The sequence below is a fragment of the Gordonia otitidis genome, assembly GCF_020735545.1.
Classification (GTDB): Bacteria; Actinomycetota; Actinomycetes; order Mycobacteriales; family Mycobacteriaceae; genus Gordonia; species Gordonia otitidis.
Window position 1 is genome coordinate 646738 of record NZ_CP085974.1, and the last position, 25374, is coordinate 672111.

A 25374-nucleotide genomic window follows, 5' to 3' on the forward strand; every position below is an offset into this window, starting at 1 on the left:
AGGGTCCTCTCAGCTTCGTCTGGCTCTACGTTCAGACAGCACCCACGATGTTGTATTCATTCAGAGGAGAGTCCGTGCCGCGTTCCGCTCCCGTCGCCTTGCGAGGCGATGTCGAAGTTCCTAAGTCCTTTTCTCGAACCTGGGCCGCCGCCGGTGTCGCTCTCGCCGGGGCAAGCATCCTGGCGGTCGCACCAGGTGTCCACTCCGAGGTACCCACCGCATACAAGGCGACCGAGGCAACCGTGCGCCTCGCCGCCGACTGGAAACCGCTCGAACCCTACATCGAGGCGTTCAACACGGCGTCGAAGAACGCTGCGACGTTGGCGGACAACTACTTTCTGGCTCCGGGCCTGCCGCTTCAACAGGTGATCGTCAACCAAGCGCGCTACCTCAACGAGGTCCTCAACGATCCGTCGAAGGCCGACGACGTACTCAAGGAGATGCGGGCCAACCTCGAGTCCGTCATCGCCGGTGTGACCGGAATCGGTGCCAGCGGCGACACGCTCGACACCATGAAGACCCACTCCGTTGAGGGGCTGCACGGACTCGTGATGACCCTGCTGCCATCACTCCTCCCCGCAGGCGGTGCAATCGATCCGGAAACGATCAGTGCAGTCGTCAACGTGCTGGCATCACCGATGAGTGGCGTGCTCATGGGCCTCATCGGACCGGTCGTCAGCCCGGCAGTCGCTGTACTCAACAGCGGTATCGCCATCGCAGCGGCCATTCAGGCGGGCGATCCGGATGCTGTCTTCTCCGACGTGTTCTCCGCGCCGGCCAACGTAGTCGGTGCCGTGTTCAACGGCGCCACACTCGATCTCACCGCTCTCACGCCGCTCATCAACGACAGCGGCCTCATGGGAACCACCAAGCTCAACTCCCTTGATGTGGCTTTCGGCGGCCTGTTCACACCCGGCTCGATCGGTCGCGATCCGTACGAGGGCCCAGACGGCACCAAGATCACGGCGCCGGGCGGATCCATCTTGAACAGCATTGGGTTGGGAGTCGACCTCAACGGAATCGAGATACCGATTCCCGGGCAAGCAGTTGGGCCAATCGGTGCAATGCAAGGTCTTGGCCAGACCGTCGGCGCTCTTCTGGGCGATGGTTGGGATGGCAAGAGCGGCAAGGTCGTTCCTCCGCTGTCGGGGCTCCAGTTCCCCACAGTCAGCGATGACGCCCCCGCCAACTGGGCCGCAGCGATCCAGAAACTGGCAGACACCCTGTTGGGCAACAAGGATTCCGCGACACCGTCTGACAGCGATACAGCCACTAACGACAAGACCGCTGCTCCGGCAGTGACAACGACCGCAGTGCAGCTCGAGGCCACCGAGTCGGCGAAGCACTCAGCCGTCGCCGCCACGGACCAGAGTCCCTCTGCCGCAAGAGAAAAAGCCGAAGCGGATCAACAGGATTCCACCGGTCAGTCGGCGGGCGCCACGACTGCAGCGACGGAATCGTCGGCAGCAGACACGTCGTCGACAACTCCGTCGATCGGCGGATCGTCGACGCCGGAGCCCTCGGCACCATCGACGACCGGCGGAGAGAAGTCGACTGGCGCGTCCGAGTCGTCGACCCCTTCGGACGCAGGCGCGTCGCCGACCTCGGGTTCGGCCACCGGAGCCGCATCGACGGGCACATCGGATTCCAGCGAAGAGGCATCCGCGACGTCGTCCGGCGCCTCGTCTAGCTCGCCATCCGGCTCGACGTCGACCGGTGGCTCGACGTCGAGTTCCTCTGGCGGTTCGGGGGACTCGACAGCGAGGAGCTAGGGCGCAGGTCCTGACTTGGCACACCGGGGCGTCGGATTCGATCACGAATTCGACGCCCTGGTCGTGCAGTCAGACCCTTCTTCTGCACAATTCATCTCGGGCTATCAACACCGATTTCGGGCTGTCAACACCGCCCGCGAGGAAGTCGTGCGATGTTGCGATCGAGCCAGTTGGCGATCGCGTTGAGCGCAGCGGTACCCGACGACATCGAGCCACCCGCGGCGCTCATCGCGACTGCACTCTGTCGTCCATCACGGTATGTGATCAGCCCGATCTGCCTGACCAGGTAGGTACCGTCGACATCAGGCCCCCATCCGCCCTTCACCGCAGTGGATCTGGGCGCCGACATCACCTCGACACCCCACTGCTGATTAGCCGCAACCTGCCCCATCAGGGAGACGACGTGCGAGGTTCCGGGCATGCACGGGAGGTGCGCGGTGAACGTCGCAGCGGCGGGCAGCGGCCACACGGTCTGGCCGAAAATGGTGAAACCGCCGCGCAATCGCTGTGCGGGTACGGCCGATTGGGTGTCGCCACCCTCCCGCAGCACCGCGGTGACCTTGCGTGCGGCGGCGGCGTCGCTGCCGAGAGAGGACCACAGTGACTCGGCAGATGCGTTGTCGGAGTTGATGATCGCATTCGACTCTGCCGTCGACGGTCCGTTCTGACGCTCGGCTGCGACAGCAAGCGGCACCTTGATCGTCGACCACGCCACGCGAGGGGAGTTGTCGCCCAGGATGATCGGTCGCCCCGCTCCCTTGCCGACCGGTGCGATGGCGACTCCGATCGGCATGCCGACCTGTGCCGCCACCGTCGCGAATCCCTGTGACAACGGGCCGGCAGAAGTCGCTTCCGACGTCGCCGGAGGGGCCACCGGCGAGGTGGTCGACGCGGTGACCGTCACGGTGACAGGGGTGACCTGGCCCTCGGCTCCACGCGACGTCGAACATCCCGCGACAGCCAAGGTGCAGACAGCGAGCACCCCCGCGAGCCGCCGACGGTGGCGGGTGTCAGTAGACATAGACCACCGCGTCGTTACCGCCGCGGCAGACAACGGCGCCGCCGTCGGGCGTGCACGACATCACGTAGCTCATGCCGGTGACCGAGCTGTACGCGGTGATCACGCGGGCCTGTCCCGGTGCGCCGGTGCGCAGATATTCGGCGCGAACGGCTTGCGCGAATGAGCAGCTGGTCACAGACGTACCCACGGACACTCCCGCACCACAGGACGCCGCACCTGGCGGAGGGCCCGCGGGCGCGACGGTGACGGTCGATGTCTGCGGCGGATTGACCGTCTGTGTCACCGTCGGTGTCGACTGTGTTTCCGTCGCAGAGTCTGAACCACGATTGAGTAGGAAATACGCGCCGACGATGACCAGGCCGACGACGAGGAGCACAGCGATGCAGATCAGCACGATCATCAACGACCTGTCGCGACGTGGAGACGTTGGATACATCGCGGGCTGATATCTGGGCGGCGCATATGTCATCGGTGGAACTGCCGATGGTGGGATGGATGATTGGGAAGGCTGCTGCGGATACGACTGACCTGATGAGGGATACGCATAGTCGGCGTACTGGGGCTGCTCGTACGGAGCTTGGCCGGTAGACGGAGGGTGCGGCGCCTCGTAGTCCGCACCGAACGCCGACGTTCCGCTTATCGACGGATCTGTGTACTCACTCGTCGAACCGTCGTAGTGGTCGAAGTCGCCCTGCTCCTCCGGCCTGCCCTCCCCCGGTTCATCTCGGGGTGTCGAAACCACGATTCCTCATCTCCGTTCCTGCGGTGCGGCTCAACCGCACCCCCGCCCTGCCGCTCCGAACGAGGAATCGGCAACACAACCGGGCACTGCGTCGAGCCGAGGGGGCCTGATAGACCACCTCGTTCGATTAGTGAACACAGGAAAGAGAATATCCGTGATGTCGGATCTCGCAGGCTGGTTTGACGATGCTCATCCAGCTGTTGCTCAGATGACACCGTGAGCCGGGGGCCGCTCGCCCCGCAACACCCATCGACCGATGTGCTGATACTTCCAGCGAACCGGATCGTGCAACGTGTGGGTTCGTGCGTTGCGCCAGAACCGGTCGAGCGCGAGCTCGCCGGCGGCACTGCGGGTACCCGAGACCTCGAACAGCGCAGAACTCACGTTGTTCGCGGCGCGGTCGGCCACAGTTTTCGCGACAGCGACGGCGATCGACGCCTCTGCTATCGATTCCAGGTCATTGGGCTGGTCGTCGCGGCCCCCGTCGCGGGTGTGCTGGTGGGCGTTCGCCGTGGCAGCGTCGACGGCTCGAGCGGCTGCGTCGAGAGTCGCTTCAGCGGTCGCGACCTCGACGCCCAGCTCACCGAAGCGCTGCACGGTCAGCGGATCCGCGTCGGCGCGGTCGACGCCGGCCTCGAACCATGGTCGTGACGTTGTCCGTACGAAGTCGGCTGCGGCGTCGAGCGCACCCCGCGCGATACCGACGTCTATCGCCACGTGCAGCAACTGCGCGAATGCGCCGTAACCGGTCGGCCGCGCCACGGCGGGAGCCCTCGGTATGAGGGCTCCCGGATCGACCGCGACGTCGGCAAACGCGACTGTGCCCGACCCTGTGGTGCGCTGCCCGAGTCCATCCCAATCATCGACGATCGTCACCCCGGGAGCATCGGCGGCGACGAAGGCGATGTACTCCCCCGCCTCGAACTCAGCACCGTCGTCGGGCAACCGCGCGAGCACCGCGAGGGTGTCGGCGAACAGAGAGCCTGTCGCGTAGAACTTCTCGCCGTCGAGCACGAATCGGTCACCATCTCGACGTAGCGTGGTGGTGATCTCGGCCACGGTCTTCCCGCCGCGCTCGGACTGTGCGTTCGCGACCCGGCCACCTCGGAGCACGTCTCCGAAGATGCGCTGCGCCAACGAATCCGACGCGGCCAGCCGCACGAGATTCAGATACACGAAGTGGCTGTGCGGAATCTGCGCGACGTTCGGGTCCGCTGCCGCGAGGAGTCGAGTGACGTCGGCGACGACGCTCGGCGCCAGGTCGGGCCCACCGAAACGCTGCGGGACCGTGATCGCCAGTAGCCCGGAGGAGGTGAGATCGTCGATCTCGGCGTATGGGAGTCGACGCTGCCGATCGCGCTCGGCGGCGTCGACCGTGATACGCCCTGCGACCTCCCGCGCCCTCGACCGTGCGGCCGCGGCACTGCTGGGAACTGTCGCGAGATCGACTGTCGGCCTTGATTTGTGAGCGGCAATCGACACTGTCACACCGTCGCGCTGCGATCGACGGCCTCGAGTTCACGCACGAGTGGCAGCACACGCTGTCCGAAGTACTCGATCTCTTCCTGGAAGTGTAGGAACCCACCGAGCACGAGGTCGACCCCGAGCTTCTTATACGCGACGATCCGCTCGGCGACTTGTTCGGACGTGCCGATCAGTTGGGTGCGGAAGCCGTCGTTGTACTGCACGAGATCCTCGAACGAGGAGTCGGCCCACATTCCCTTCTTGTCGCCGGTCGCGCTGCCGGCCTGCTGCACCGCACTGCGGAATCCTTCGACTGCAGGCTTGTTCGCCTTCTCGACGATCTCCCGGAGGGTATCTCGAGCCTCGGCTTCAGTGTCGCGAGCGATGATGAATCCGTTGAGGCCGAACCGTACTTCACGATCATGTGCGCGCGCTACGGCACGCAGGTCGTCGAGTTGTTCTGTGACGCCGTCGAAACTCTTGCCGTTGGAGAAGTACCAGTCGGAGAACCTACCGCCGTTGTTGCGTGCCGCCGTGGAGTTACCGCCCTGGAAGAGTTCGGGGTTGGGGCGTTCGGGGGTGTTGAGTGGCTTGGGCTTGAGGGTGAAGTCGTGGATGCGATAGAAGTCACCGCGGTAGTCGACGTTGTCCTCGGTCCAGATCTTTCGGATCACCTCGAGGAATTCTGCACTGCGGCGGTAACGCTCATCGTGCTCGAGCCAAGGCTCGCCGAGGTGCGTGAACTCGTCCTTGAACCATCCGCTCACCACGTTGATAGCGAAGCGGCCCCCGGACAGAATGTCGGCGGTGGCCCCGAACTTCGCGAGCACAGCCGGATGCCAGAGACCGGGATGTACTGCCGCAATGAGTTTGAGTCGTTCGGTCGCACCGAGCAGAGCGAGGCTGAACGACGTTGACTCGTGCTGGAATTCGGCGCCGTAACTGGCTTCGTACCGCACCTGACTCAGCGCGTACTCGAATCCGTTGTTCTCGGCTGTCCGGGCGAGTCGTTTGTTGTACTCGAAGTCCCACCCGGTGCGCTGTTCGATGTCGCTCGTGACGAGCCCTCCCGACACATTCGGAACCCAATACGCGAATTTGATCTCGTCGGCGATCTTCTCGGTGGACATGCAACTCCTGTCGGTCGGCGGGCACCCGCGGTACACAGATGGAGTTCAGTGTCGACGACGCGACTTGCGTCGCCCACAGTTCAAATCCGAGTGGATTCAACTGGACAGCGCACATCGGCGCACGGACGATGGTGGCTCGATGACGAGGGGTTGGCGCTCAGCGCTCGTCGGACGGCTCCCACTGCGCCATTCCGAGGAACACGATGACGAGTTGGCGTTGGGTGCGCTCGATGATCGCCGATTCGGCGCCCCTGCCCCGATGTTCACCGTCGAGGATGTCGGCGACCGCCGTCAGCATGATCGTCACGATGAGTTCGGCCGCGAGTTCGAGGTCGTCGGCGCTCCACTCGGCGAGGTCGGGCAGACGCGAGAGGTCGATGGCGAGTTCTTTCGAGAACAGTCGCAACTCGGTGTCGATGGCGCGCCTGATCTCGGCCAACCCGCCATGCTGTTCGCGGATCAGGAAGCGGAACGCCGGCTCGTTGTCGTGGACGTGTCGAAGCAGGATGTCGAGCGAACTCTTCGCGGTCGGCAGAGCCTGGCGGGCAGCGAGGTCGCGCCGCCCCTCCCTCAGGGTTCGCCGTAGAACCCGCATCGAATCCTCGACGAGCGTGACGCCGAGATCCTCCATGGATGCGAAATGCCTGTAGAACGCTGTCGGGACGATCCCGGCACCACGTGCGACCTCACGCAGGCTGATGCTGCCGAAGCTACGTTCGGAGACGAGATCGAGTGTCGTGTCGAGCAACGCCTGCCGGGTGCGGTTCTTGCGGTCGGCACGACTCTCCGAATCCGCCGACCGTGCACCGTGTGAGGTGGAAGATCGACGGGTCCTGGTCACCTCCGAGAGTTTATCCTGCCGCAGGTCAGCGCCGACCGACCGCCATGCCGATCCGAGATGGGCACGCGACGGGTCAGCACTCAGGGTACGAACACAACTCGCCCGACGGTGGTGCCGTCGCCGAGGCGACCGACGCCGTCGGCGACATCGGTGAATGCGAGTCGTTCACCGACAAGTGGCGTGACCAGACCCTTGTCGGCCAGGCGGGTCAGTTCGCGATGACACTCGTCGATGACGGCCGGATTCTTGGTCTGGTAGAGACCCCAGTGCAGGCCGACGATCGAGTAGTTCTTGATCAATGCGTGGTTGAGCGCGGGCGTGGGAATCGTTCCGCCGGCGAATCCGATGACCACGATGCGACCCTCGAAAGCGATGCATTTGGTCGAGCCCGCATACGCCTCGCCCCCGACGGGATCGAACACGATGTCGGCGCCGTGGCCGTCGGTGAATTCCTTGACTGCGGAGACGAAGCCCTCCGAGTGTCGATCCACCACCAGGTCGGCACCGAGTTCCTTGGCGTAGAGCGCCTTCTCAGGACCGCCGACGACGCCGATCACTTTCGCTCCCGCTGCTTTGCCGAGTTGCACCGCAGCACTGCCGACTCCGCCGGCCGCGGCGTGAACGAGGAGATAGTCGCCCTCGCTGATCTGTGTCCGACGGTGCAGCGCGAACCAAGCCGTTTGGTAGCCGATGGTCAGTGCCGCGGCTGCGGCGTCGTCGAGTGCCTCTGGAGCGTGAAATACGTTGGCCTGGTTCATGAGCGCATATTCGGCGAACGCACCACCCGGCAGGATCGGAGTACCGACGACCCGTTCCCCGACGTCGGCGCGCGTGACGCCGTCACCCACCGCGACGACCTCGCCGCAGAGTTCGACGCCCGGCGTGAACGGCAGCGGCGGCTTGATCTGGTACTTGCCCTGGCAGAGCAGCACGTCCGGGAAGTTGGCAGGCGTTGCGAGTACTTTGACCACGACCTCGCCGACGCCGGGCGCCGGCACGTCGATCTCCTCGAGTGTCAGCACATCGCGCGGGTCGCCGAGTTCGTTGACACGCCAGGCTTTCATCTATTTCTCCTCCGGATCGGTTGTGGGACGGACGTGGTCCGACCGCTGCAGCCGGCGTCGGTACTCCGCGCCGAGCCAGGATGCGCAGCCAAGTGTTCATTCGCACCCGGCCATCGACGTGACCGGCGTCTCTGCAGTCATCTATAGTTGAATCTGACTTCAGGTTCAACACCATCGGCTGTGACCGCGGTGGACAGCCGCTTCCCGAGACAGTGCATCCGGCCATGCGCGGACGGCTCGACGACGTGCGCTCCCACATACCGACGGTCGGTCTCGACGAGGTGACGCGCGCGCCGTCGTTTCGTCTCGACCTGCCTCACGCAGCGGCAACCGAATCGCCACGCGCAAGCAGGCGCGCGTAGCGACCGCCGCGGGCGACCAGTTCGGCGTGCGTACCCGCCTCGGCGATCCGACCGTGGTCGAGCACCAGGATCTGGTCGGCGTCGCGGACCGTGGACAACCGGTGAGCGATCGTGATGGTTGTCCTGCCGGCACTCGCGGCGTCGACCGCTGCCTGCACGGCACGTTCGGTCTCGTTGTCGAGCGCACTGGTCGCCTCGTCGAGCACGAGGATTCGAGGATCACGCAGCAGGGTGCGCGCCAAGGCGATGCGTTGCTTTTCTCCTCCGGAGAAGCGGTGTCCCCGAGCACCGACGAGAGTGTCGTATCCGTCGGGCAACGCCACGATGAGGTCGTGTACCTGCGCTGCACGGGCGGCCTGCTCGATCTGCTCGTCGGTCGCATCGGGCCTGGCGTGGCGCAGATTGTCACGGATACTCGCGTGCAACAGATAGGTCTCCTGCGAGACGACACCCACGATCCTCGCCAGGTCGGCGAGTGCGAGTTCTCGCACGTCGATGCCGTCGACACTGACCGTCCCGGAGTCCACATCATGCAATCGTGAGACGAGCGACGCCAACGTCGTCTTTCCCGAACCGGTTTCACCCACCAGCGCCAGAGAACCTCCCGCCGGGACATCGATGTCGATGTGCTGCAGCGCATCGATCGCCGCACCCTCATAGCGAAACGACACGTCGTCGAAGCGGACCGCGCCGTCCACATCCATCAGCGGGACAGGGCGTTCCGGGTCGTCAATGGTGACCGGCAGGTCGAGGTATTCGAAGATCCGGCTGAACAGAGCCAGCGAACTGGTGATGCTGACCCCGACGTCGAGAAGACTCATCAACGGCCGGAACAGGGTTGCCTGCAGACCGGTGAACGCCACCAGTGTGCCGATGGTCATTCCGCCCGATGTAGCCGGTAATCCGGCGACCAGATAGAGCAACGCCGGGATGGTCGCGAAGATGAGATTCATCGTCGCCATCCGCCAGCGACCTGACAGTTGCGAGCGCACCTCGAGATCGACGAGGGTATGGGAGGTATCGGTGAAGCGTTGTGCCAGTGCAGGTCCGGCGCCCAGAGTCTTCGCCAGGTGGATGCCGCCGATCGAGAGCGACTCCTCGATCTGGGTCTGCATGTCGGCGAGCGTTCGCTGACGCTTCGTGGTGATCTCGCGCCGCATCCTCGCGACCGTTCGAGTCAGCCAGATGGCCGGCGGCAGCACGATGAGCGAGAGCAGTGACAGCTGCCAGCTCAGGACCACCATGGCCACTACTGTGCCCACGACCGTCGTGAGATTGGCGGCCACCGAGGTGGCGGTGGTGGTGACCACGGTCTGCATCCCGCCGATGTCGTTGGTCAGGCGGCTCTGCACCTCACCACCGCGCGTACGGGTGAAGAAGCCCAGTGATTGTCGTTGAAGATGGGTGAACACGCGGGTGCGCAGGTCATGCATCACTCGCTGCCCGACGGACGTCGAGATCCAGGTCTGTAGGACGCCGAGAACGGAACTGATCACTGCGATACCGATCATCGCGACCACCGCCCACACGAGCAGCGTCACGTCGCGCTCCGGGATGGCACGGTCGATGACCTCACGAACCAAAAACGGGTTGGCAAGAGTGATGATCGAGGACGCGACGATCAACGCCATCACGAGCGCGATGCGAAGTCGGTACGTCGAGAAGAGCGCAGCGACACGACGCAGACTCACCGGCTTCTCGTCGAGTTGAACACGGTCGGCGGGGTCGAGTCGGGCGGGACCCCTGCCGCCGCCCTGCGGCATACCCGAAGGTCTGCCTGGTGATGTCTTGGTTTGGGGGCTCGTCAGACGAACCACCCCCTTTCACACAGAATACTGAGGTTTCCTCAGTAAGTGTAGCGCATCATTGAGGTAACCTCATCTATATGGGTGTAGACCGAGGTGCGCGCGATCGAGACTCACTGCGTGACCTGGTGATGACGACCGCACGTGGGCTTCGACATCGCTGGTTCGAGACCTTGGAACCATGGCAGCTGTCCCCACACGAGGTACGGGCACTGCGCGTGGTCGCACGCGGCGGGACCGGACAGGACCCTCGACTCGGCGAGATCGCACGGGAACTACGGATAGCGCCACGTTCGGCGACGGAGGTGATCGACCGGCTCGAACAGCGAGGTCTTACCGAGAGCTCGCCTGACGACCAGGATCGTCGAGCCCGATGTGTTCGGGTCACCGAGTCCGGTCGGCGCGTACTCGACGAACTGCGGCATGCACAGGCGGTCGACGCCGACGACTTCTTCGCGGTCCTGAGCGATGCCGAGCGAGCACAACTCGGCGACATTTTGCGGCGCCTGACCGACGCACACGACGGTGACGAGCATGAGCATCATCGACACGGCCGCGGCGACCGAAGCGACATCAAGGACGCCGACCAGCACACGTGATACTCCAGCCGCCACCTACCGGATACGAGGGCCGACCAGTTGCGCGGTGTCCCAACCGTCAACTGTGATGCACGCCACAGTCGGGCGTCGACCGAGAGGCGCGCCGCATCGCGACGCAGCACTCCCCTTTTCGGCGAACCCGTGCAACACTATTGGGAGAACACTCGTACACTGAGTGTTCGACAAGATAGTTAGACGCCGGACTCCGAACGGAGACAGCCCCATGACCATCCGCTTACCTGAAGTGGTCGGGTCCATCGTCGAGGCAGGCCTCTCGCCGCATCCCGTCGACCGGTACCTCGAACTACTCGACCCCATGATCACCTGGCGCGATCTGCGCGCGAAGGTCGTCGAGGTCTCACGACCCACACCGCGAACCGTGCGCCTCACCTTGGCACCGACCAGACAGTGGCGCGGCCACCGTGCCGGCCAGTTCATCCAGCTCAAAGTGGTCATCGACGGCGTAAGGCACGTTCGATGCTTCTCGCCGGCCAATGCGCAGGGACGATCGGAGACGATCGAACTGACCATCACGGCCCACGAAGACGGATTCGTCTCCACCTACCTACGTGACAACGCGAGGGTCGGCGACGTCTACGGCCTCGAGCAAGCCGACGGCGATTTCGTCCTCCCCGACGACCCGTCGAGTCCGATCGTGCTCGTCAGCGGTGGCAGCGGCGTCACGCCGACACTGTCGATGCTGCGCACACTTGTAGCCTCAGAGCACACCGGGCCGATCACTTTCGTGCACTACGCCCGCACACCCGACGACGTCGCCTACGCCACCGAACTCGGCGCGCTGGCGGCGGTTCACCCGAACATCGACGTCAGACTGCGTTATACCCGCGGGCCCGACGGCCACTTCGTGCCAGAGCACTTCGACGACGTCCCCGTCGACGACGCCGACGTCTTCGTGTGCGGCCCGACAACTCTGATGGACGCGATCACCGACCATCTCGGGGACGCCCACCCCACCGCCCGCATACACAGCGAGTCCTTCCGCCCGGCGCCACTGGTGGTCGGCGATCCCGACGAACCCGCGTCAGGGGAACTCACGTTCACCGCCTCAGGTCGCAGCGCGACCAATGACGGCCGCACGATTCTCGACCAGGCCGAGTCGGCGGGACTGTCGCCGGCATCGGGCTGCCGCATGGGAATCTGCTTCTCCTGCGTCGCAACGAAGAAATCCGGCTGCACACGCAACGTGCTGACCGGCGACACCGACACCGAAGCCGACAAGCAGATCCAGCTGTGCATCAATGCACCGGTCGGCGACGTGGAAATCGAGGTTTGAGCAATGACTGTCACCACCATCACCCCGCCAGAACACACCAACATCCCCCCTGCGCTGCGCGCGCAGGCCGATCCCAACACCCTCCATCTGAGCTACGAGCAGGTCGAGGCGCTCGGTCGCGAACTCGACGAGGTGCGCGCAAGGGTCGTCGCAGATCTCGGTACGAAGGACCGCGAATACCTGTACTCGATCATCCGGGCGCAGCGCGGATTCGAGATCGCCGGTCGCGGACTGCTTTTCTTCGGCTGGTTCCCCCCGGCCTGGGTCGCCGGTGTCGGTGCACTGAGCGTGTCCAAGATCCTCGACAACATGGAGATCGGGCACAACGTCATGCACGGCCAGTACGACTGGATGCGCGAGGACACCTACAACTCGCGCGAATTCGAGTGGGACACAGTGTGTCCCGCCGACCAGTGGAAGCACAGCCACAACTACATGCACCACACCTTCACCAACATCATCGGTGAGGACCGTGATATCGGCTACGGCATCCTCCGGATGGCCCGCGACCAGAAGTGGAACCCCTACTATCTCGGCAATCTCGGATACGCGACAGCGCTGATGCTGCTGTTCGAGTGGGGCGTGATGCTCCACGACCTCGAGGCCGAGAACATCGTGGCGGGCAAGCGCAAGTGGTCCGACATCAAGGGCCTGGTCAAAGGCATGTGGCGTAAGGCGAGCAAGCAGGTTCTCAAGGACTACATCGTCTTCCCCGCACTGTCGGGTCCGTTCTTCCTACCGACGCTGCTCGGCAATGCCAGCGCCAACCTGGTGCGCAACATCTGGACGTACTCGATCATCTTCTGCGGCCACTTCCCCACCGGGGCACAGACGTTCAGCGCCGACGAATGCAAGGACGAGACGCGCGGCCAGTGGTACCTGCGGCAGATGCTCGGCTCGGCCAACATCACCGGCAGCAGCTTGTTCCACATCATGAGCGGCAACCTGTCGCACCAGATCGAGCACCACCTGTTCCCCGACATCCCCGCAAGCCGTTATCCGACGATCGCCGAGGACGTGCAGGAGATCTGCGAGAAGTACGGTCTGCCCTACAACACCGGACCGCTGCATCAGCAGCTGCTGTCGACCTGGTCGAAGATCGCCAAGCTCTCGCTGCCGAACTCGATGACCTCCGACGACAACGAACTCTCCGTCATCGTGGAACGACAGAAGCCTGCCGGAGTAGCCTGAGTGCCCATGATCGACCGCTACGAACGCAACAAGGACATCGTCCAGGAGATCGTCGAATCCACCGCGACACACGTCGGACGGATCGCCACGATCATCACGACAGCCGTGGCCGACGTGGCGCGGGAGGTCGGCGACATCGTCACCGACGGGTTCGAGATGCGTGATGCGGCACGTAAGGCCAGGGCGGACGAGCACCGCGAGATCGTCGACGCCGAACTGGTCGCCGAGATCGACGACGCGGATGCCACGCAGGCGGCGATCACCGCCGTCGAAGAGCGTGACGTCCACGAGAAGCGCGGCAGCTGAGGCGAATTGCCGGCAGGCCCTGCGGGGGCTGATCCTTTACAGGGTCAGCCCCCGCGTCGCGTCCATGATGCGTATCCGCACAGGTCAGACCGGTTGCGTTCACGGTGACCGCAATGTTGGCGGTCCGCGACGGACGCGCCGTAGTGTTGTCGTGTTTCGCATGTCGACATCTGCACGGGGAGTTCTGTGTCCACACCAGCCGTCTTCACCTTTCCCAACCCTGTCAACGAGTACGCCGCCCGATCGACTGCCGGACTCGTCGTGGTGCTGGCGGTCGTCGCCATCGTCGTGAATCACCCGATCGTGTACGCCCTCCTCGCAGTCGGCTTCCTGCTGCGCGTCCTCTCAGGACCGAAGCTGTCGCCTTTCGGACAACTGTCGGTGCGGGTCATCGCGCCCAGGATCTGGCGCAGAGAGAAGCTGGTTCCCGGTCCGCCGAAGCGTTTCGCGCAGGCCATCGGGCTCGCGTTCTCCACGACGGCCCTCATCCTGAGCCTGCTCGGATACGGTCTCGCCGCGCAGATCGTCGTCGGAATGCTCATCGTCGCGGCGACGCTCGAATCGGTGTTCGGCGTGTGCCTGGGCTGCATCGCGTTCGGTTTCCTCCAGCAGCGCGGCGTCATCCCCGCCGACGTCTGCGAGGCGTGCAACAACATCTGGCTGCGTGACCCGGAGAACGCGACGCCCGCGAGTCGCTGAGCTACCCGCGACGAATCGGTCGGCATCGTCGAAGAGGTAGCGTTTCGAACCCGTATGTCGTGACTCAACGCAACCTAATCCAGCAGGCCGAGCGCGATCCCGTCGAGGATGTCGTGTTCGCTCACCACGAGTTCGGTGATTCCGGCGCGTTCGGACAGCACACGCGCCAACTCCAGCGTCACGAGCGCGCCACCGCCGATCACGTCGACACGGCCGGGATGCATCGGCCCCAGGGCTGCGCGCTCGGCGCGGGTCATGGCGACCAGTTCGTGACAGACGCGGTCTAGATCGTCGATCCCGATGCGCGACAGGTGAATTGCGTCGGAGTCGTAGGACTCCATCCCTGAGTTCACAGCCGCGATCGTCGTCAATGTTCCCGCGACTCCGACCCATGTCTCGGCCAGGTCGACGGGTACGGCGTCGAATGCGAGCGCGAGACGGTCGTGGATGAACTGCCGCGCGCTCGTGATCTCGCCGTCGGTCGGCGGATCGGAATGCAGGGCGCGTTCGGTGGTTCGGACGCAGCCGACGTCGGCGGAGTACGCAGCCGTCACTCCATCCACGTCGCCGAGGACGACCTCGGTCGAACCGCCGCCGAGGTCTGTGACCACGAACGGACCTCTGGTCGGGTCGAGTTCGCCGACAGCGCCGCGGAAGGACAGTCGCGCCTCCTCGTCGCCCGTGATCACCTCGGCCTGCGCGCCGTCGACGACGCAACCGAGCAACTCCGCGGTCATCGCGAAGAAGACGTCCCGGTTACGCGCGTCACGCGTGGCCGAGGTCGCGACCATCCGCACGCGTTCGACCCCCAACGACCGCATGACGTCGACGTAGTCAGCGAGCGCGACGCGCGTACGGTCGATCGCCTCGTCGGCGAACTTCCCTGTGGCATCGACCCCTTGACCGAGCCGCACGACCCGCATCTCGCGGTGCAGATCGCGCAGGCGCGGGTGGTCTCGACCAGCGGACGGTTCCTCGTCCGCGACGAGCAGTCTGATGGAGTTGGTGCCACAGTCGACCGCGGCGACGACGGTCACTCTCCGTCCCCCGTCGCGTCCACGGCAAGGTCGGGCCAGTCGTCGGGAACAGCGCTGCCGCGCAATCCATGTGCCGCAGCCAGAGCCACCGCCTCGTCGCCGAGCGGATTGACGCCGGGCCCCTTCGCGAGTGAGTGCGCGATCAAGACGTGGAGGCACTTCACCCGATCCGGCATCCCCCCACCCGAGAAGTCGGTGCCCAGTGACTCGATGGCATCGCGTTCGGCGAGGAAGGACTCGTGTGCGCGGCGATACGACGCCGCGAGTTCGTCGTCGACAGCGAGCCGAGCGGTCATCTCCTTCATCACGCCCGCCGACTCCTGTCGACTCGCCTCCGCGGTCAGCCGCGGATCCGTGAGGTAGTAGAGCGTCGGGAACGGCGTGCCGTCGGGCAACCGCGGAGCGGTCTTCACGACAGCGGGTACGCCATCGGGCGTTCGATAGCTGATCTCGATGACACCGCGCGGCTCGCGACCGAGTTGCGCGGCAATCGTTGCCAGATCCTCGTCGCTCACCTGGTGGCCGGCAGACGGGTTGGCGTCGGGTGTACTCACGTCCTCTTTGCTACCAGTTCGGCGTTGCGCGCTCAGTGTGACCCCGGCGCGTCGGCGCCGGGCGGAGTGGACACCGACTGCCACAGGTTGCCGTACCAGGGGTTGGCCTCGTGCGCGGCTTCCCGCTCGCGCGCAGCACTCTTGGCCGCCTCGTCGGGGTACAACATGATGAACGGGGTCTCGCCCGGTTTGGCCAGCTTCAAGCGCTCCCGCGCCTTCGCCTCGATGTAGGCGGGGTCGTTCTGCTCGTTGACCTTCTGCTGGTAGTCGGCGACCTGGTCACGCAACTGGGCATTCGATTGCTCCAGTTGGGAGAACTCGGAGTGCTGCGAGAAGTATGTGCGCATCGGCATCGCCAGCGTCAGTGCGACGACCCCGACGACCAGTGACAACACGACTGCGCGTTTGGCATCGACACGGTGCAGTCGTCGCGCGAGTCGTTCGGTGAATCCCGCTCGTCGTCGACGTTGTGCCCGCAGCCGTTCGCGTTCCTGGCGGACGCGGGAGATCGCGCCGTTCTCGCTGACGACGTCCTCGGCGCTGTCAGTGATCTCTGCGTCGAAATCCAGGGGCGCGTCGTCGTAAACCTCCTGTTCGCCGGTCTCGATGACCGAGACCGGCGAACGACGAGATGTCGACCGCTCGCGCCGGGGTGTCTTGCGGGCACGCTCCCGGGAGCGGGGATCGCTGGTCGACGCACGCGTGCGCCGACGTGCTGAGCCCTGTGCCATGGGCTCTAGCTAATCACGAACCGTACGAATATCGGGGGAAGGCGAGGTCTCCCGCGTAGCGTGCCGCGTCGCCGAGGCCCTCTTCGATGCGCAGCAGCTGGTTGTACTTCGCGACGCGCTCACTGCGAGCAGGTGCGCCGGACTTGATCTGACCACAGCCACACGCGACGGCGAGGTCGGCGATCGTGGTGTCCTCGGTCTCGCCCGAACGGTGGCTCATCATGGTCTTGTAGCCGTTGTTGTGGGCGAGCGCGACGGCGTCGAGCGTCTCGGTGAGTGTGCCGATCTGATTCACCTTGACCAGCAACGCATTTGCCGCCCCCTTGGAGATTCCCTCTTCGAGCCGCTCGGGATTGGTGACGAACAGATCGTCGCCGACGAGCTGCACCTTGTCACCGAGGGCGTCGGTCAACTTGACCCATCCGTCCCAGTCGTCCTCGGAGAGACCGTCCTCGATCGACACGATCGGGAATTCGTCGACGAGCTTCTCGTAGTAGCTGATCATCTCGTCGCTCGAGAGCTTCTTTCCCTCGAGGTTGTAGGCGCCGTCACTGTAGAACTCGGTCGCCGCGGCATCGAGCGCGATGGCGATGTCACGACCGAAGTTGTAACCGGCGGCCTCGACCGCTTCACCGATGACCGCGATCGCCGAGGCCGTGTCGGGAAGGTCGGGCGCGAAGCCACCCTCATCGCCGAGGGCCGTGTTCAGGCCACGCTTGTGGAGCACCGACTTGAGCGAGTGGTAGACCTCCGCTCCCCAGCGCAGCGCCTCCTTGAAGGTGGGGGCTCCGATCGGGGCGATCATGAACTCCTGGAAGTCGATGCCGTTGTCGGCATGCTCACCGCCGTTGATGATGTTCATCATCGGAACGGGGAGGATGTGAGCGTTGGGTCCACCGATGTAGCGGAACAGCGGCAGACCCGCCGATTCCGCGGCGCCCTTGGCCACTGCGAGCGACACGCCGAGAATGGCGTTGGCTCCGAGTCGACTCTTGTCCGGAGTTCCGTCGGCGTCGATGAGTGCCTGGTCGACGAGTCGTTGCTCCTCGGCCTCGATTCCGATGACCGCGGGCGCCAGTTCGCTCAACACACCCTCGACGGCCTTCGTCACGCCCTTGCCGCCGTAACGCTTGCCGCCGTCACGCAGTTCGACGGCCTCGTGCTCACCCGTCGACGCGCCGGATGGCACTGCGGCACGAGTGAACGTGCCATCGTCGAGGACGACCTCGACCTCGACAGTCGGGTTGCCTCGCGAGTCCAGGATTTCGCGTGCACCAACCTGTTCGATGATTGCCACGGTGTTTGCCCCTATCGGTGAACATGTCGGCGGCACCTCACGCAGCCGACGGGTACGGGAACAAAGCCTAGTCGGTGAAGGCAACAGTCACGCATCGAGAGCTGACAGCGTCGCCGATGGGCGGGACGGTCAGTACCGCACGTTGATCGAATAGGCGTTCGCGTGGTCGCGCACGTCGATCACGTACGCCATCGAGTTGTTGTAGACCTTGACCGCTTTCTCCCAGCCCTGTGGTGTGGTCATGTCGCCGCCGGAGGACACGCACAGGTAGCGCGCGGCGGACAACGCGGCGTCGTCGATGTTGTCCGGATCAGCGCGACCGTCGCCGTTGGCGTCGACGCCATAGCGCCGCCAGGTCTCGGGGATGAACTGGAACGGGCCCATCGCTCGGTCGTGGGTGGCATCGCCGTCGAGCTTGCCGCCGTCGGTGTCGGGGATCTCCATGTTTCCCCGGGTGCCGTCGAGCGGCACGCCCCGAATGGGTGGCCTGACATCACCGTTGGGTGCGATCTCCGAGCCGTGGTGACGACCGTGCTTGCTCTCGACGCCGCCGATTCCGGCAAGGGTGGTCCATCCGATCCCGCATTCGGGGTGCTGCTGCCGTTGGATCTCCGCAGCGTTGCCGTAGGCCTCGAGTGCGACGAACGGGATGCCGGTGGCGTCGGAAATAGGGCGCGCCCACTCGCGGAGCTGTTCAGCGGTACGGCCGGCTGCGTTGATGTCGACGTAGGGAACGGGCGCACCCAGACCGGGCGGGATGCCGTCGGGAATGTCGGGTCGCTTCAACGACGGGAGGTCGAGGCACGCAGACGTCATCATCGCGACGCATGTCAGAGCGGAAATCGAGGCGAGTGCCCGTCGAACGGTGATCATCGATTCACCATGGTGCCATTGGTCCCTTGGTGATCCCGCATCGCAGAGCGTAGCCTTAGCTGGCTCATATACGGTAAGGCTGGGCTGACCAGCCAAAACGTACATTTCAGACAATCCGGAGAATCACTGTGTTCGCGACCCTCATCATCGGCCTTCGCGAAGGCCTCGAGGCGGCGCTCATCGTGGGCATCATCGCGGCATTCCTGCGACGCCAGGGACGCACCGACGCCCTGCGGTGGATGTGGGTCGGCGTCGGCGTGGCGGTCGCGATCTGCGTGGCTGTGGCCATCGGCCTCGAGGTGCTGTCCCGCGACCTCCCGCAGCGCCAACAAGAGGGCCTCGAAACAGTCATCGGCGCCATCGCCGTCGTGATGGTCACCTACATGATCGTGTGGATGCGCGAACACGCCCGCGATCTCAAGGGTGACCTGGAGGCTGCGGCCACCGACGCAGTGAACGAGGGCTCCGCCGTTGCATTCGTGATGATGGCGTTCCTGGCCGTGCTGCGTGAGGGACTGGAGACCTCCGTCTTCCTGGTGGCTGCATTCAACGCAAGCCATAACGCGCTGCCGTCGGCAGTGGGCGCGATCATCGGCATCGGCATCGCGGTCATCCTGGGCTACGGCATCTACCGCGGTGGTGTGCACATCAACCTCGCACGCTTCTTCAAGGTCACCGGTCTTCTGTTGGCGCTCGTCGCGGCAGGCCTCGTGATGACCGCATTCCGCACAGCTCACGAGGCCGGCTGGCTGAACGTCGGCCAGCAGCAGGTTGTCGATCTCACTTGGCTCGTTCAGCCCGGGTCGCTTCAGTCCTCACTGCTGACCGGTGTGCTGGGCATCCAACCGAGACCCGTACTCATCGAGGTCGTCGGCTGGGCGGTGTACCTGCTGGTGGTCGGCATGATCGTGCTGTGGCCTGCCGGTAAGTCGTTCCCCCGGCGTGCGGCCGGGCTGGCCTGCGGCGCGCTCGCCGCAGTGCTCGCGGTGGCAGCGATCGCAGTGTTGTCCACGGCACCCGCTCAACCGTCCGCCCCGTCCGACACGTTGCGCGCGAGCGTCTCGGGCACACCGTCGACATCGGGAGTGCTGGCGGGACGGAGCGTGCGTGTTCCCGACCCCGTGTCGGTGCGGATCGACTCCGCCGACGCGTCGCTGGCCACGGGGGCTCTCACGTCGGGCACCGTCACGACTCCGCTGCCCAAGCTCACGGCGACCGACGACGCCCAGATCGGATCAACGAGCTTTCCGACCTATCAGCAACTCGTCTCACCGAACCTCGACATCGACGTGTTGATCCCCGACGCTCCGGCGCGTGTCACCCCCGCACAGGTGGCGGCGGGCAACAACGGCCGACTTCCGGTCGGTCTGAACACCCAGACCTTCGGCGTCGACGCATCGGTCGTCTACACGGTGACCGCAACGGTCACGACGAGCGTCGATCCGACTTTCCACACGCCGGTCGCCGCTGATGTCCACTACGTGGTGACAGCGACGGCCACACCCGAGTCGGGCGCGGCTGTGGTGCTCGGAAAGGTCGCGATGTTCGACGCCGAGCACACCGCGGGCGCCGACGAACTCGCCGCATTGCAGCAGGCCGTCGATCAGCGCTCCGACCATCACTTCCGTTCGGTCGTACTGCCGCTGTGGCTTGCCGGGTGCGCGGTCATCGCCGCCATCGTCGCCTGTGCGCTCTTGCTGACGCGCAGACGTGTGGACGAGCCGGACGATCACGAGGATTTGCAGGCAGGGGCTCTTGACGACCCCGCTCACACAAAGGAGAAAACCACATGAGGGTGCGACCACTGGTGGCCGTCGGCGCGGCAGCCGTCGCCGTCGTCGGGATCGCGGGCTGTTCGGACAGCTCCGACTCGTCGAACTCGTCGTCGGATGTGAAGACCGTCAAGGTCGAGATCACCGATCAGGGCTGTAAAGCCGCTCCTGACAAGGTCGACGCCGGTCCCATCACCTTCGAGATCACCAACACGAATGCCGCCGCGGTCAGCGAGGTCGAGCTGATCAAGGACAACCGCATTCTGGCCGAGCGGGAGAACATCGCTCCCGGTATGGCGTCGGTGTCGTTCTCCCACAAGCTCGACGGCGGAACCTACGAGCTCTACTGCCCCGGCGCGGCCAGCGAGAAGACCCAGTTCACCGTCACCGGCAAGGCCGCGGAGGCGACCGGAACCGTGGCAGACAAGCTGAAGACGGCGTCGACCGACTACAAGGCCTACGTCGTCACCCAGGTGGGTAGCCTCGCCGACTACACCGGGAAGCTGACCGCCGCGGTCAAGGCGAACGACCTCGCGGGCGCCACCGAGGCATACCCGAAGGCCCGTCCCTACTACGAGCGCATCGAGCCGATCGCGGGCGCATTCTGCACCGACGGTTCGACGGACTGCTCCGACAACGCTTCGGTCAGTCTCGATTTCGCAATCGACGCGCGCCCCGATGCCGTCGGTCCCGGCGACAAGTGGGAGGGCTTCCACGTCCTCGAGAAGGCGATCTACCAGGACAAGAACCTCGCCAACATGGGCCCCGTCGCGGACCAGCTGCAGAAGAACGTGGAATTACTCAAGACCGTCGTCAACAAGCCCGAGTTCACCTTTGCTCCGGCCGAGATCGTCAACGGTGCAGGCGATCTGCTCGACGAGGTCTCGACCACCAAGCTGACCGGTGAGGAAGAGGCGTACTCGCACATCGACATCCTCGACATGCAGGCGAACATCGAGGGCTCTGAGCAGGCGTTCGCAGTGGTCAAGCCCGCGCTCAAGGACATCGATCCGCAGCTCACGCAGACCATCACCGATGCGTTCGGCAAGGTCGACTCGCTCATCGACACGTTCCGCGATCCCAACGAACCGGGTGGCTTCAAGAACTTCACCCAGGTGACCGCCGAGCAGAAGCGCGAGATGGCGGCCGCCATCGTCGCCGTCAAGGATCCGCTGGCACAGGCCGGCGGAAAGATCGCGGCAGCGAGCTGATGTGATGGCCGCCGACGACACTCCACCACAGCAACCGGATGACACCACCCCATCCGACCAGACCACACAACCGTCCGGCGACGACCGAGGACGCGGACCGCGGTTGGGACGCAGGGGATTTCTCGGTGTCGCCGGACTCGCGGGAGTCGTCGTCGGCGGCGCGGCGGGTGGCGCCATCGGTTATGCCGCCGCCCCGAAACCGACGGACGCCGCTGCCGAGACGGTCGAGTTCTACGGCGAACACCAGGCCGGGATCATCACTCCACAACAGAATTCGCTGGTGTTCGCGGCATTCGACGTGGCCGACTCGGTCACGACCCAGCAACTCGAAGTGATGCTCGCGCGCTGGGCGGCCGCCGCGAGCCTCCTCACCGAGGGCAAACCCGTCGGACCTGTGGAGACTCGGCCTGGTTCACCACCTGCCGACACCGGCGAGGCGTTCGATCTCGGACCGAGCAAACTCACCGTGACGGTGGGTTTCGGCCCGAGTCTGTTCGACGACAGGTTCGGCCTACGCGACAAGATGCCCGCCGCGCTGAAACCCTTGGGCCAGTTGGCGGTCGACACGACGATCGATCCGTCGATCAGCGGTGGGGACATCTGCGTGCAAGCGTGTTCCGAGGACCCGCAGGTCGCGTTCCACGCCGTACGCAACCTCGCTCGAATCGGACGCAGCACCGTCACACTCCGCTGGCTCCAGGAGGGGTTCGGCCGGGCGTCGGCCACCTCGACGTCGCAGGTGACCCCGCGCAACCTGCTGGGGTTCAAGGACGGAACCGCCAACATCAAGGCGGAGGATCCGAGCGTCGCCAAAGAATGGGTGTGGGTCGGCGACGAGACCGACCAGCCGTGGATGAAGGGCGGCTCATACCTGGTGTCGCGCAAGATCCGTATGCACATCGAGGCATGGGACTCCGACGACATCTCCGACCAGGAGCTGATTTTCGGCCGGTCGAAGGACGACGGCGCGCCGCTGTCCGGCGGCAGCGAATTCACCGCGGTCGACTTCCACAAGCGGCTCGACACCGGGAAGTTCGCAGTCGACCGGTTCTCACATGTGCGGTTGGCCCACCCCGACAACAACGGGGGCGCTCAGATACTGCGGCGTGGTTACAACTACACCGACGGAATCGATACGCGCACCGGAACACTCGCAGCCGGACTGTTCTTCATCGCGTACCAGAAGAATGCGCACGAGCAATTCGTCCGCATCCAGAACAACCTGGCCCAGGACGGGCTCAACGAATACATAGCTCCCATCTCGAGCTCACTGTTCGCCATTCCGCCCGGCCTCGCCAAGATCGGCGACTGGTACGGCAAGAAGCTGTTCGGGTACACGGACTAGCACGAACTGGCCGAGGAGGCCGTCCGCCGGTTTGTGGGACGGCCTGCGCGGGGCCGCGCTGTGGGGCGTGGCGCGCAGGGCCAGGGCACGAGGCGCGGCGTACGGGGCCCGAGGCGCGGCTGCACGGGGCACGAGGCGCGGCGCACGGTGGCAGAAAGTGAGGGAAAGAATCCTTCCCCCACTTTCTGACGTTTCCCCGCGACACTTCCCGTGGAAGCGCACATAACCCACGGAAGAAGCCTTTCCCCTACTTCCTACCCCCGGCGCAACCCGACACCCCCGTGCAGAAACTCGCGGGAGAAACCCTTCCCCCACTTCCCACACGCGCCTGACGGTAGGCCGCAGTCCTACCCGCTGCTCGAGCCTGTCGAGATCACTCCTCCAAGACGCCCCGCCGCACCAACTCGTCGACGATCTGCCCGGCGAGCTCGGCGATGTCGGCACCCGTCGTGTCGAACCGCAGATCCGGGCTCTCGGGCTTCTCGTAGGGTGCGTCGACCCCGGTGAGCCCCTTGAGCTCTCCGCGCCGTGCCCGCTCATAGAGTCCCTTGGGATCCCGACGTTCACACTCGCGGACCGGCGTCGACACGTGGACCTCGACGAAGTCCAGGTCGGCAGCGGCATGCAATTCGCGCGCGATCTCGCGGTCGGACCTCAGTGGCGAGACCATCGACGCGATCGCGATCACACCGGCGTCGGCGAACAGTCGCGCGAGATGCCCGACGCGCCTGATGTTCTCGGCACGGTCGCCGGGCGAGAAGCCGAGGTCGTCGGAGATTCCGTGCCGGATGTTGTCACCGTCGACGAGGTAGGCCACTCGTGCGCGGTTGACCAACTCGCGTTCGAGCGCAACGGCCACGGTCGACTTACCGGATGCGGGTAATCCGGTGAGCCATACCGTGGCACCCCGCTGCCCGGTCTTCGTCCACCTCTCCTGGCGGCTCAGCGCACTCGGGTGCCACTTGATGTCGTTGCGGGTCGCCTTGCCCGGAATCACCTCGCGCGCTTCGAGGATCGTGCCCGCTCCCACCGTGTCGTTCGACGCCTCATCGATGAGGATGAAAGCACCGGTGTCACGGTTGCTCGAGTACGGGTCGGCGACCACCACCGACGACGTGCGCAACGTGAGCGTGCCGATGTCGTTGAGCGCCAACTCCGATGGCCCCACCTGCTCGAGCAGCGTCTCTGGGTCGAGCTTGCGTTCGAGCGCCTGGACGGTGGCGCGTACCGTCGACGCCCCCTGTTTGAGAGCGACCCGATCTCCGGCATGCAACGGTGTTTCCGACAGCCAGCACACCGTCGCCGACAGTTCACGAGCCGCAACGGGAAGGTGCGCGTCGTCGAGTCCGCTGACGATCACATCGCCTCGGCCGACGTCGATGTCGTCGGCGAGCTGGATCGACACCGACAGCGGCGCAACGGCGGTCGGCCTCTGCGGGTCGAGAGTGTCGAGCGCGGTCACGGTGGTGCGTGAGCCGGACGGCAGCACGACGACCCGGTCGCCGACGTCGAGGGTTCCCGCAGCGACCCGTCCGGTGTAGCTCCGCTTGCCGTCGGGACCCGGCCGGGAAACCCACTGGATCGGCAGACGTAGTTCGCGCGCAACAGGATTCGGGGCGTGCAGCTCGATGTCCTCGAGGTACTCGAGCAGTGTCGGCCCGGTGTACCAGGGCGTGTTGTCGGACCGATGGACGACATTGTCGCCGAGCTTGGCCGCTACCGGGATCGCGGTGATCTCGGCGGCACCGACATTCGTCGCGAGCTCGTCGAGCTCTGCGGTCAGTTCCGCGAAACGTTCAGCGGAGAAGTCGACGAGATCGATCTTGTTGACCGCTGCGACGATGTGCGGAACACCCACGAGTGTGGCGATCCGCGCATGCCGACGAGTCTGGCGCAGCAGCCCCTTTCGCGCGTCGACCAGAAGCACGGCGACGTGGGCGTTCGACGCTCCGGTGAATGTGTTGCGCGTGTAACGCTCGTGCCCGGGCGTGTCGGCGAGAACATAACTGCGAGTTGAACTCGAGAAGAAGCGGTAGGCGACGTCGATGGTGATGCCCTGCTCTCGTTCGGCGCGTAAGCCGTCCGAGAGCGCCGCGAGGTCGACGTCGCCGTCGTCGGACGTCACGCCGGCGAGATGATCGGTGGGCAGCGAACCGGTGTCGTGCAGGATGCGGCCGATCAGCGTCGACTTCCCGTCGTCGACGCTGCCCGCGGTGGCCAGGCGCAGCATCTGCCGACGACGTGTCGGCGGGTTGCTGTGCGTC

22 protein-coding genes are annotated in these 25374 nt (G+C 65.1%); 9 read left to right on the forward strand and 13 right to left on the reverse strand.

Features of this window, described 5'->3' with window-relative positions; translation table 11 throughout:
* The first annotated feature begins 74 nt into the window (after positions 1 to 74).
* Positions 75 to 1772 (forward strand): outer membrane porin GjpA, encoded by a 1698-nt coding sequence (gene gjpA / locus LK459_RS02890; protein ID WP_227921677.1) that lies wholly within the window; start codon positions 75 to 77, stop codon positions 1770 to 1772.
* A gap of 124 nt (positions 1773 to 1896) precedes the next feature.
* On the opposite strand, the gene LK459_RS02895 is transcribed toward gjpA, so the two are convergent.
* The 7 genes from LK459_RS02895 to LK459_RS02925 all read right to left on the reverse strand — a co-directional run bounded on the left by LK459_RS02895 (position 1897) and on the right by LK459_RS02925 (position 10159).
* A complete protein-coding gene (locus tag LK459_RS02895) occupies positions 1897 to 2793 on the reverse strand; it encodes a hypothetical protein (RefSeq protein WP_227921685.1) in 897 nt (298 codons plus the stop codon).
* Positions 2783 to 3535: a hypothetical protein gene (locus LK459_RS02900; RefSeq protein WP_227921686.1), complete on the reverse strand. Its 753-nt coding sequence runs from the start codon at positions 3533 to 3535 to the stop codon at positions 2783 to 2785. The genes LK459_RS02895 and LK459_RS02900 overlap by 11 nt, the downstream gene beginning before the upstream one ends.
* Before the next feature lie 204 nt (positions 3536 to 3739).
* The gene (locus LK459_RS02905; RefSeq protein ID WP_407648706.1) at positions 3740 to 5017 is read right to left on the reverse strand and encodes an SfnB family sulfur acquisition oxidoreductase; all 1278 of its coding nucleotides are present in this window, start codon (positions 5015 to 5017) and stop codon (positions 3740 to 3742) included.
* Between the two features lie 2 nt (positions 5018 to 5019).
* Positions 5020 to 6129, reverse strand: a complete 1110-nt coding sequence (gene sfnG, locus LK459_RS02910; RefSeq protein ID WP_227921688.1) for a dimethylsulfone monooxygenase SfnG — start codon at positions 6127 to 6129, stop codon at positions 5020 to 5022.
* A 157-nt stretch (positions 6130 to 6286) separates the two neighbouring features.
* Positions 6287 to 6970 (reverse strand): TetR family transcriptional regulator, encoded by a 684-nt coding sequence (locus LK459_RS02915; RefSeq protein WP_007237991.1) that lies wholly within the window; start codon positions 6968 to 6970, stop codon positions 6287 to 6289.
* A gap of 80 nt (positions 6971 to 7050) precedes the next feature.
* Complete coding sequence (locus LK459_RS02920) at positions 7051 to 8034, reverse strand: NADPH:quinone oxidoreductase family protein (protein ID WP_227921690.1); 984 nt, start codon at positions 8032 to 8034, stop codon at positions 7051 to 7053.
* 316 nt (positions 8035 to 8350) lie between these two features.
* Positions 8351 to 10159, reverse strand: a complete 1809-nt coding sequence (locus tag LK459_RS02925; protein WP_227921691.1) for an ABC transporter ATP-binding protein — start codon at positions 10157 to 10159, stop codon at positions 8351 to 8353.
* Between the two features lie 122 nt (positions 10160 to 10281).
* Between LK459_RS02925 and LK459_RS02930 the strand changes: the two genes are divergently transcribed.
* The 5 genes from LK459_RS02930 (at position 10282) to LK459_RS02950 (ending at position 14290) form a co-directional block, all read left to right on the forward strand.
* Complete coding sequence (locus LK459_RS02930; protein ID WP_227921693.1) at positions 10282 to 10800, forward strand: MarR family winged helix-turn-helix transcriptional regulator; 519 nt, start codon at positions 10282 to 10284, stop codon at positions 10798 to 10800.
* A gap of 223 nt (positions 10801 to 11023) precedes the next feature.
* Positions 11024 to 12094: a ferredoxin reductase gene (locus LK459_RS02935; RefSeq protein WP_227921695.1), complete on the forward strand. Its 1071-nt coding sequence runs from the start codon at positions 11024 to 11026 to the stop codon at positions 12092 to 12094.
* A gap of 3 nt (positions 12095 to 12097) precedes the next feature.
* Positions 12098 to 13285, forward strand: coding sequence for a fatty acid desaturase family protein (locus LK459_RS02940; RefSeq protein ID WP_227921697.1), 1188 nt, complete (start codon positions 12098 to 12100; stop codon positions 13283 to 13285).
* 6 nt (positions 13286 to 13291) lie between these two features.
* Positions 13292 to 13591, forward strand: coding sequence for a hypothetical protein (locus tag LK459_RS02945; RefSeq protein WP_227921699.1), 300 nt, complete (start codon positions 13292 to 13294; stop codon positions 13589 to 13591).
* Positions 13592 to 13777: 186 nt separating this feature from the next.
* Entirely contained in the window at positions 13778 to 14290 is a 513-nt protein-coding gene (locus LK459_RS02950; protein WP_227921700.1) for a DUF4395 domain-containing protein, read from the forward strand.
* A gap of 74 nt (positions 14291 to 14364) precedes the next feature.
* On the opposite strand, the gene LK459_RS02955 is transcribed toward LK459_RS02950, so the two are convergent.
* The 5 genes from LK459_RS02955 to LK459_RS02975 all read right to left on the reverse strand — a co-directional run bounded on the left by LK459_RS02955 (position 14365) and on the right by LK459_RS02975 (position 18782).
* Complete coding sequence (locus tag LK459_RS02955; RefSeq protein WP_227921702.1) at positions 14365 to 15327, reverse strand: Ppx/GppA phosphatase family protein; 963 nt, start codon at positions 15325 to 15327, stop codon at positions 14365 to 14367.
* The gene (locus tag LK459_RS02960; RefSeq protein ID WP_227921704.1) at positions 15324 to 15881 is read right to left on the reverse strand and encodes a DUF501 domain-containing protein; all 558 of its coding nucleotides are present in this window, start codon (positions 15879 to 15881) and stop codon (positions 15324 to 15326) included. The genes LK459_RS02955 and LK459_RS02960 overlap by 4 nt, the downstream gene beginning before the upstream one ends.
* Before the next feature lie 32 nt (positions 15882 to 15913).
* Positions 15914 to 16612 (reverse strand): FtsB family cell division protein, encoded by a 699-nt coding sequence (locus LK459_RS02965; protein WP_227921706.1) that lies wholly within the window; start codon positions 16610 to 16612, stop codon positions 15914 to 15916.
* Between the two features lie 13 nt (positions 16613 to 16625).
* On the reverse strand, positions 16626 to 17909 hold the full coding sequence (gene eno / locus LK459_RS02970) for a phosphopyruvate hydratase (protein WP_007238002.1): 1284 nt from the start codon (positions 17907 to 17909) through the stop codon (positions 16626 to 16628).
* A gap of 129 nt (positions 17910 to 18038) precedes the next feature.
* Positions 18039 to 18782 (reverse strand): lytic transglycosylase domain-containing protein, encoded by a 744-nt coding sequence (locus tag LK459_RS02975; RefSeq protein ID WP_039993731.1) that lies wholly within the window; start codon positions 18780 to 18782, stop codon positions 18039 to 18041.
* A 128-nt stretch (positions 18783 to 18910) separates the two neighbouring features.
* Here LK459_RS02975 and efeU point away from each other — a divergent pair, with 128 nt between their 5' ends.
* The 3 genes from efeU to efeB are packed head-to-tail and all read left to right on the forward strand — an operon-like array spanning position 18911 to position 23110.
* Entirely contained in the window at positions 18911 to 20575 is a 1665-nt protein-coding gene (gene efeU / locus LK459_RS02980) for an iron uptake transporter permease EfeU (RefSeq protein ID WP_227921708.1), read from the forward strand.
* Positions 20572 to 21765 (forward strand): iron uptake system protein EfeO, encoded by a 1194-nt coding sequence (efeO, locus tag LK459_RS02985; RefSeq protein ID WP_227921709.1) that lies wholly within the window; start codon positions 20572 to 20574, stop codon positions 21763 to 21765. The genes efeU and efeO overlap by 4 nt, the downstream gene beginning before the upstream one ends.
* Positions 21766 to 21769: 4 nt before the next feature.
* On the forward strand, positions 21770 to 23110 hold the full coding sequence (gene efeB, locus LK459_RS02990; protein ID WP_227921711.1) for an iron uptake transporter deferrochelatase/peroxidase subunit: 1341 nt from the start codon (positions 21770 to 21772) through the stop codon (positions 23108 to 23110).
* A 373-nt stretch (positions 23111 to 23483) separates the two neighbouring features.
* On the opposite strand, the gene cysC is transcribed toward efeB, so the two are convergent.
* Positions 23484 to 25340: an adenylyl-sulfate kinase gene (gene cysC / locus LK459_RS02995; RefSeq protein ID WP_265416868.1), complete on the reverse strand. Its 1857-nt coding sequence runs from the start codon at positions 25338 to 25340 to the stop codon at positions 23484 to 23486.
* Positions 25341 to 25374 lie beyond the last annotated feature (34 nt).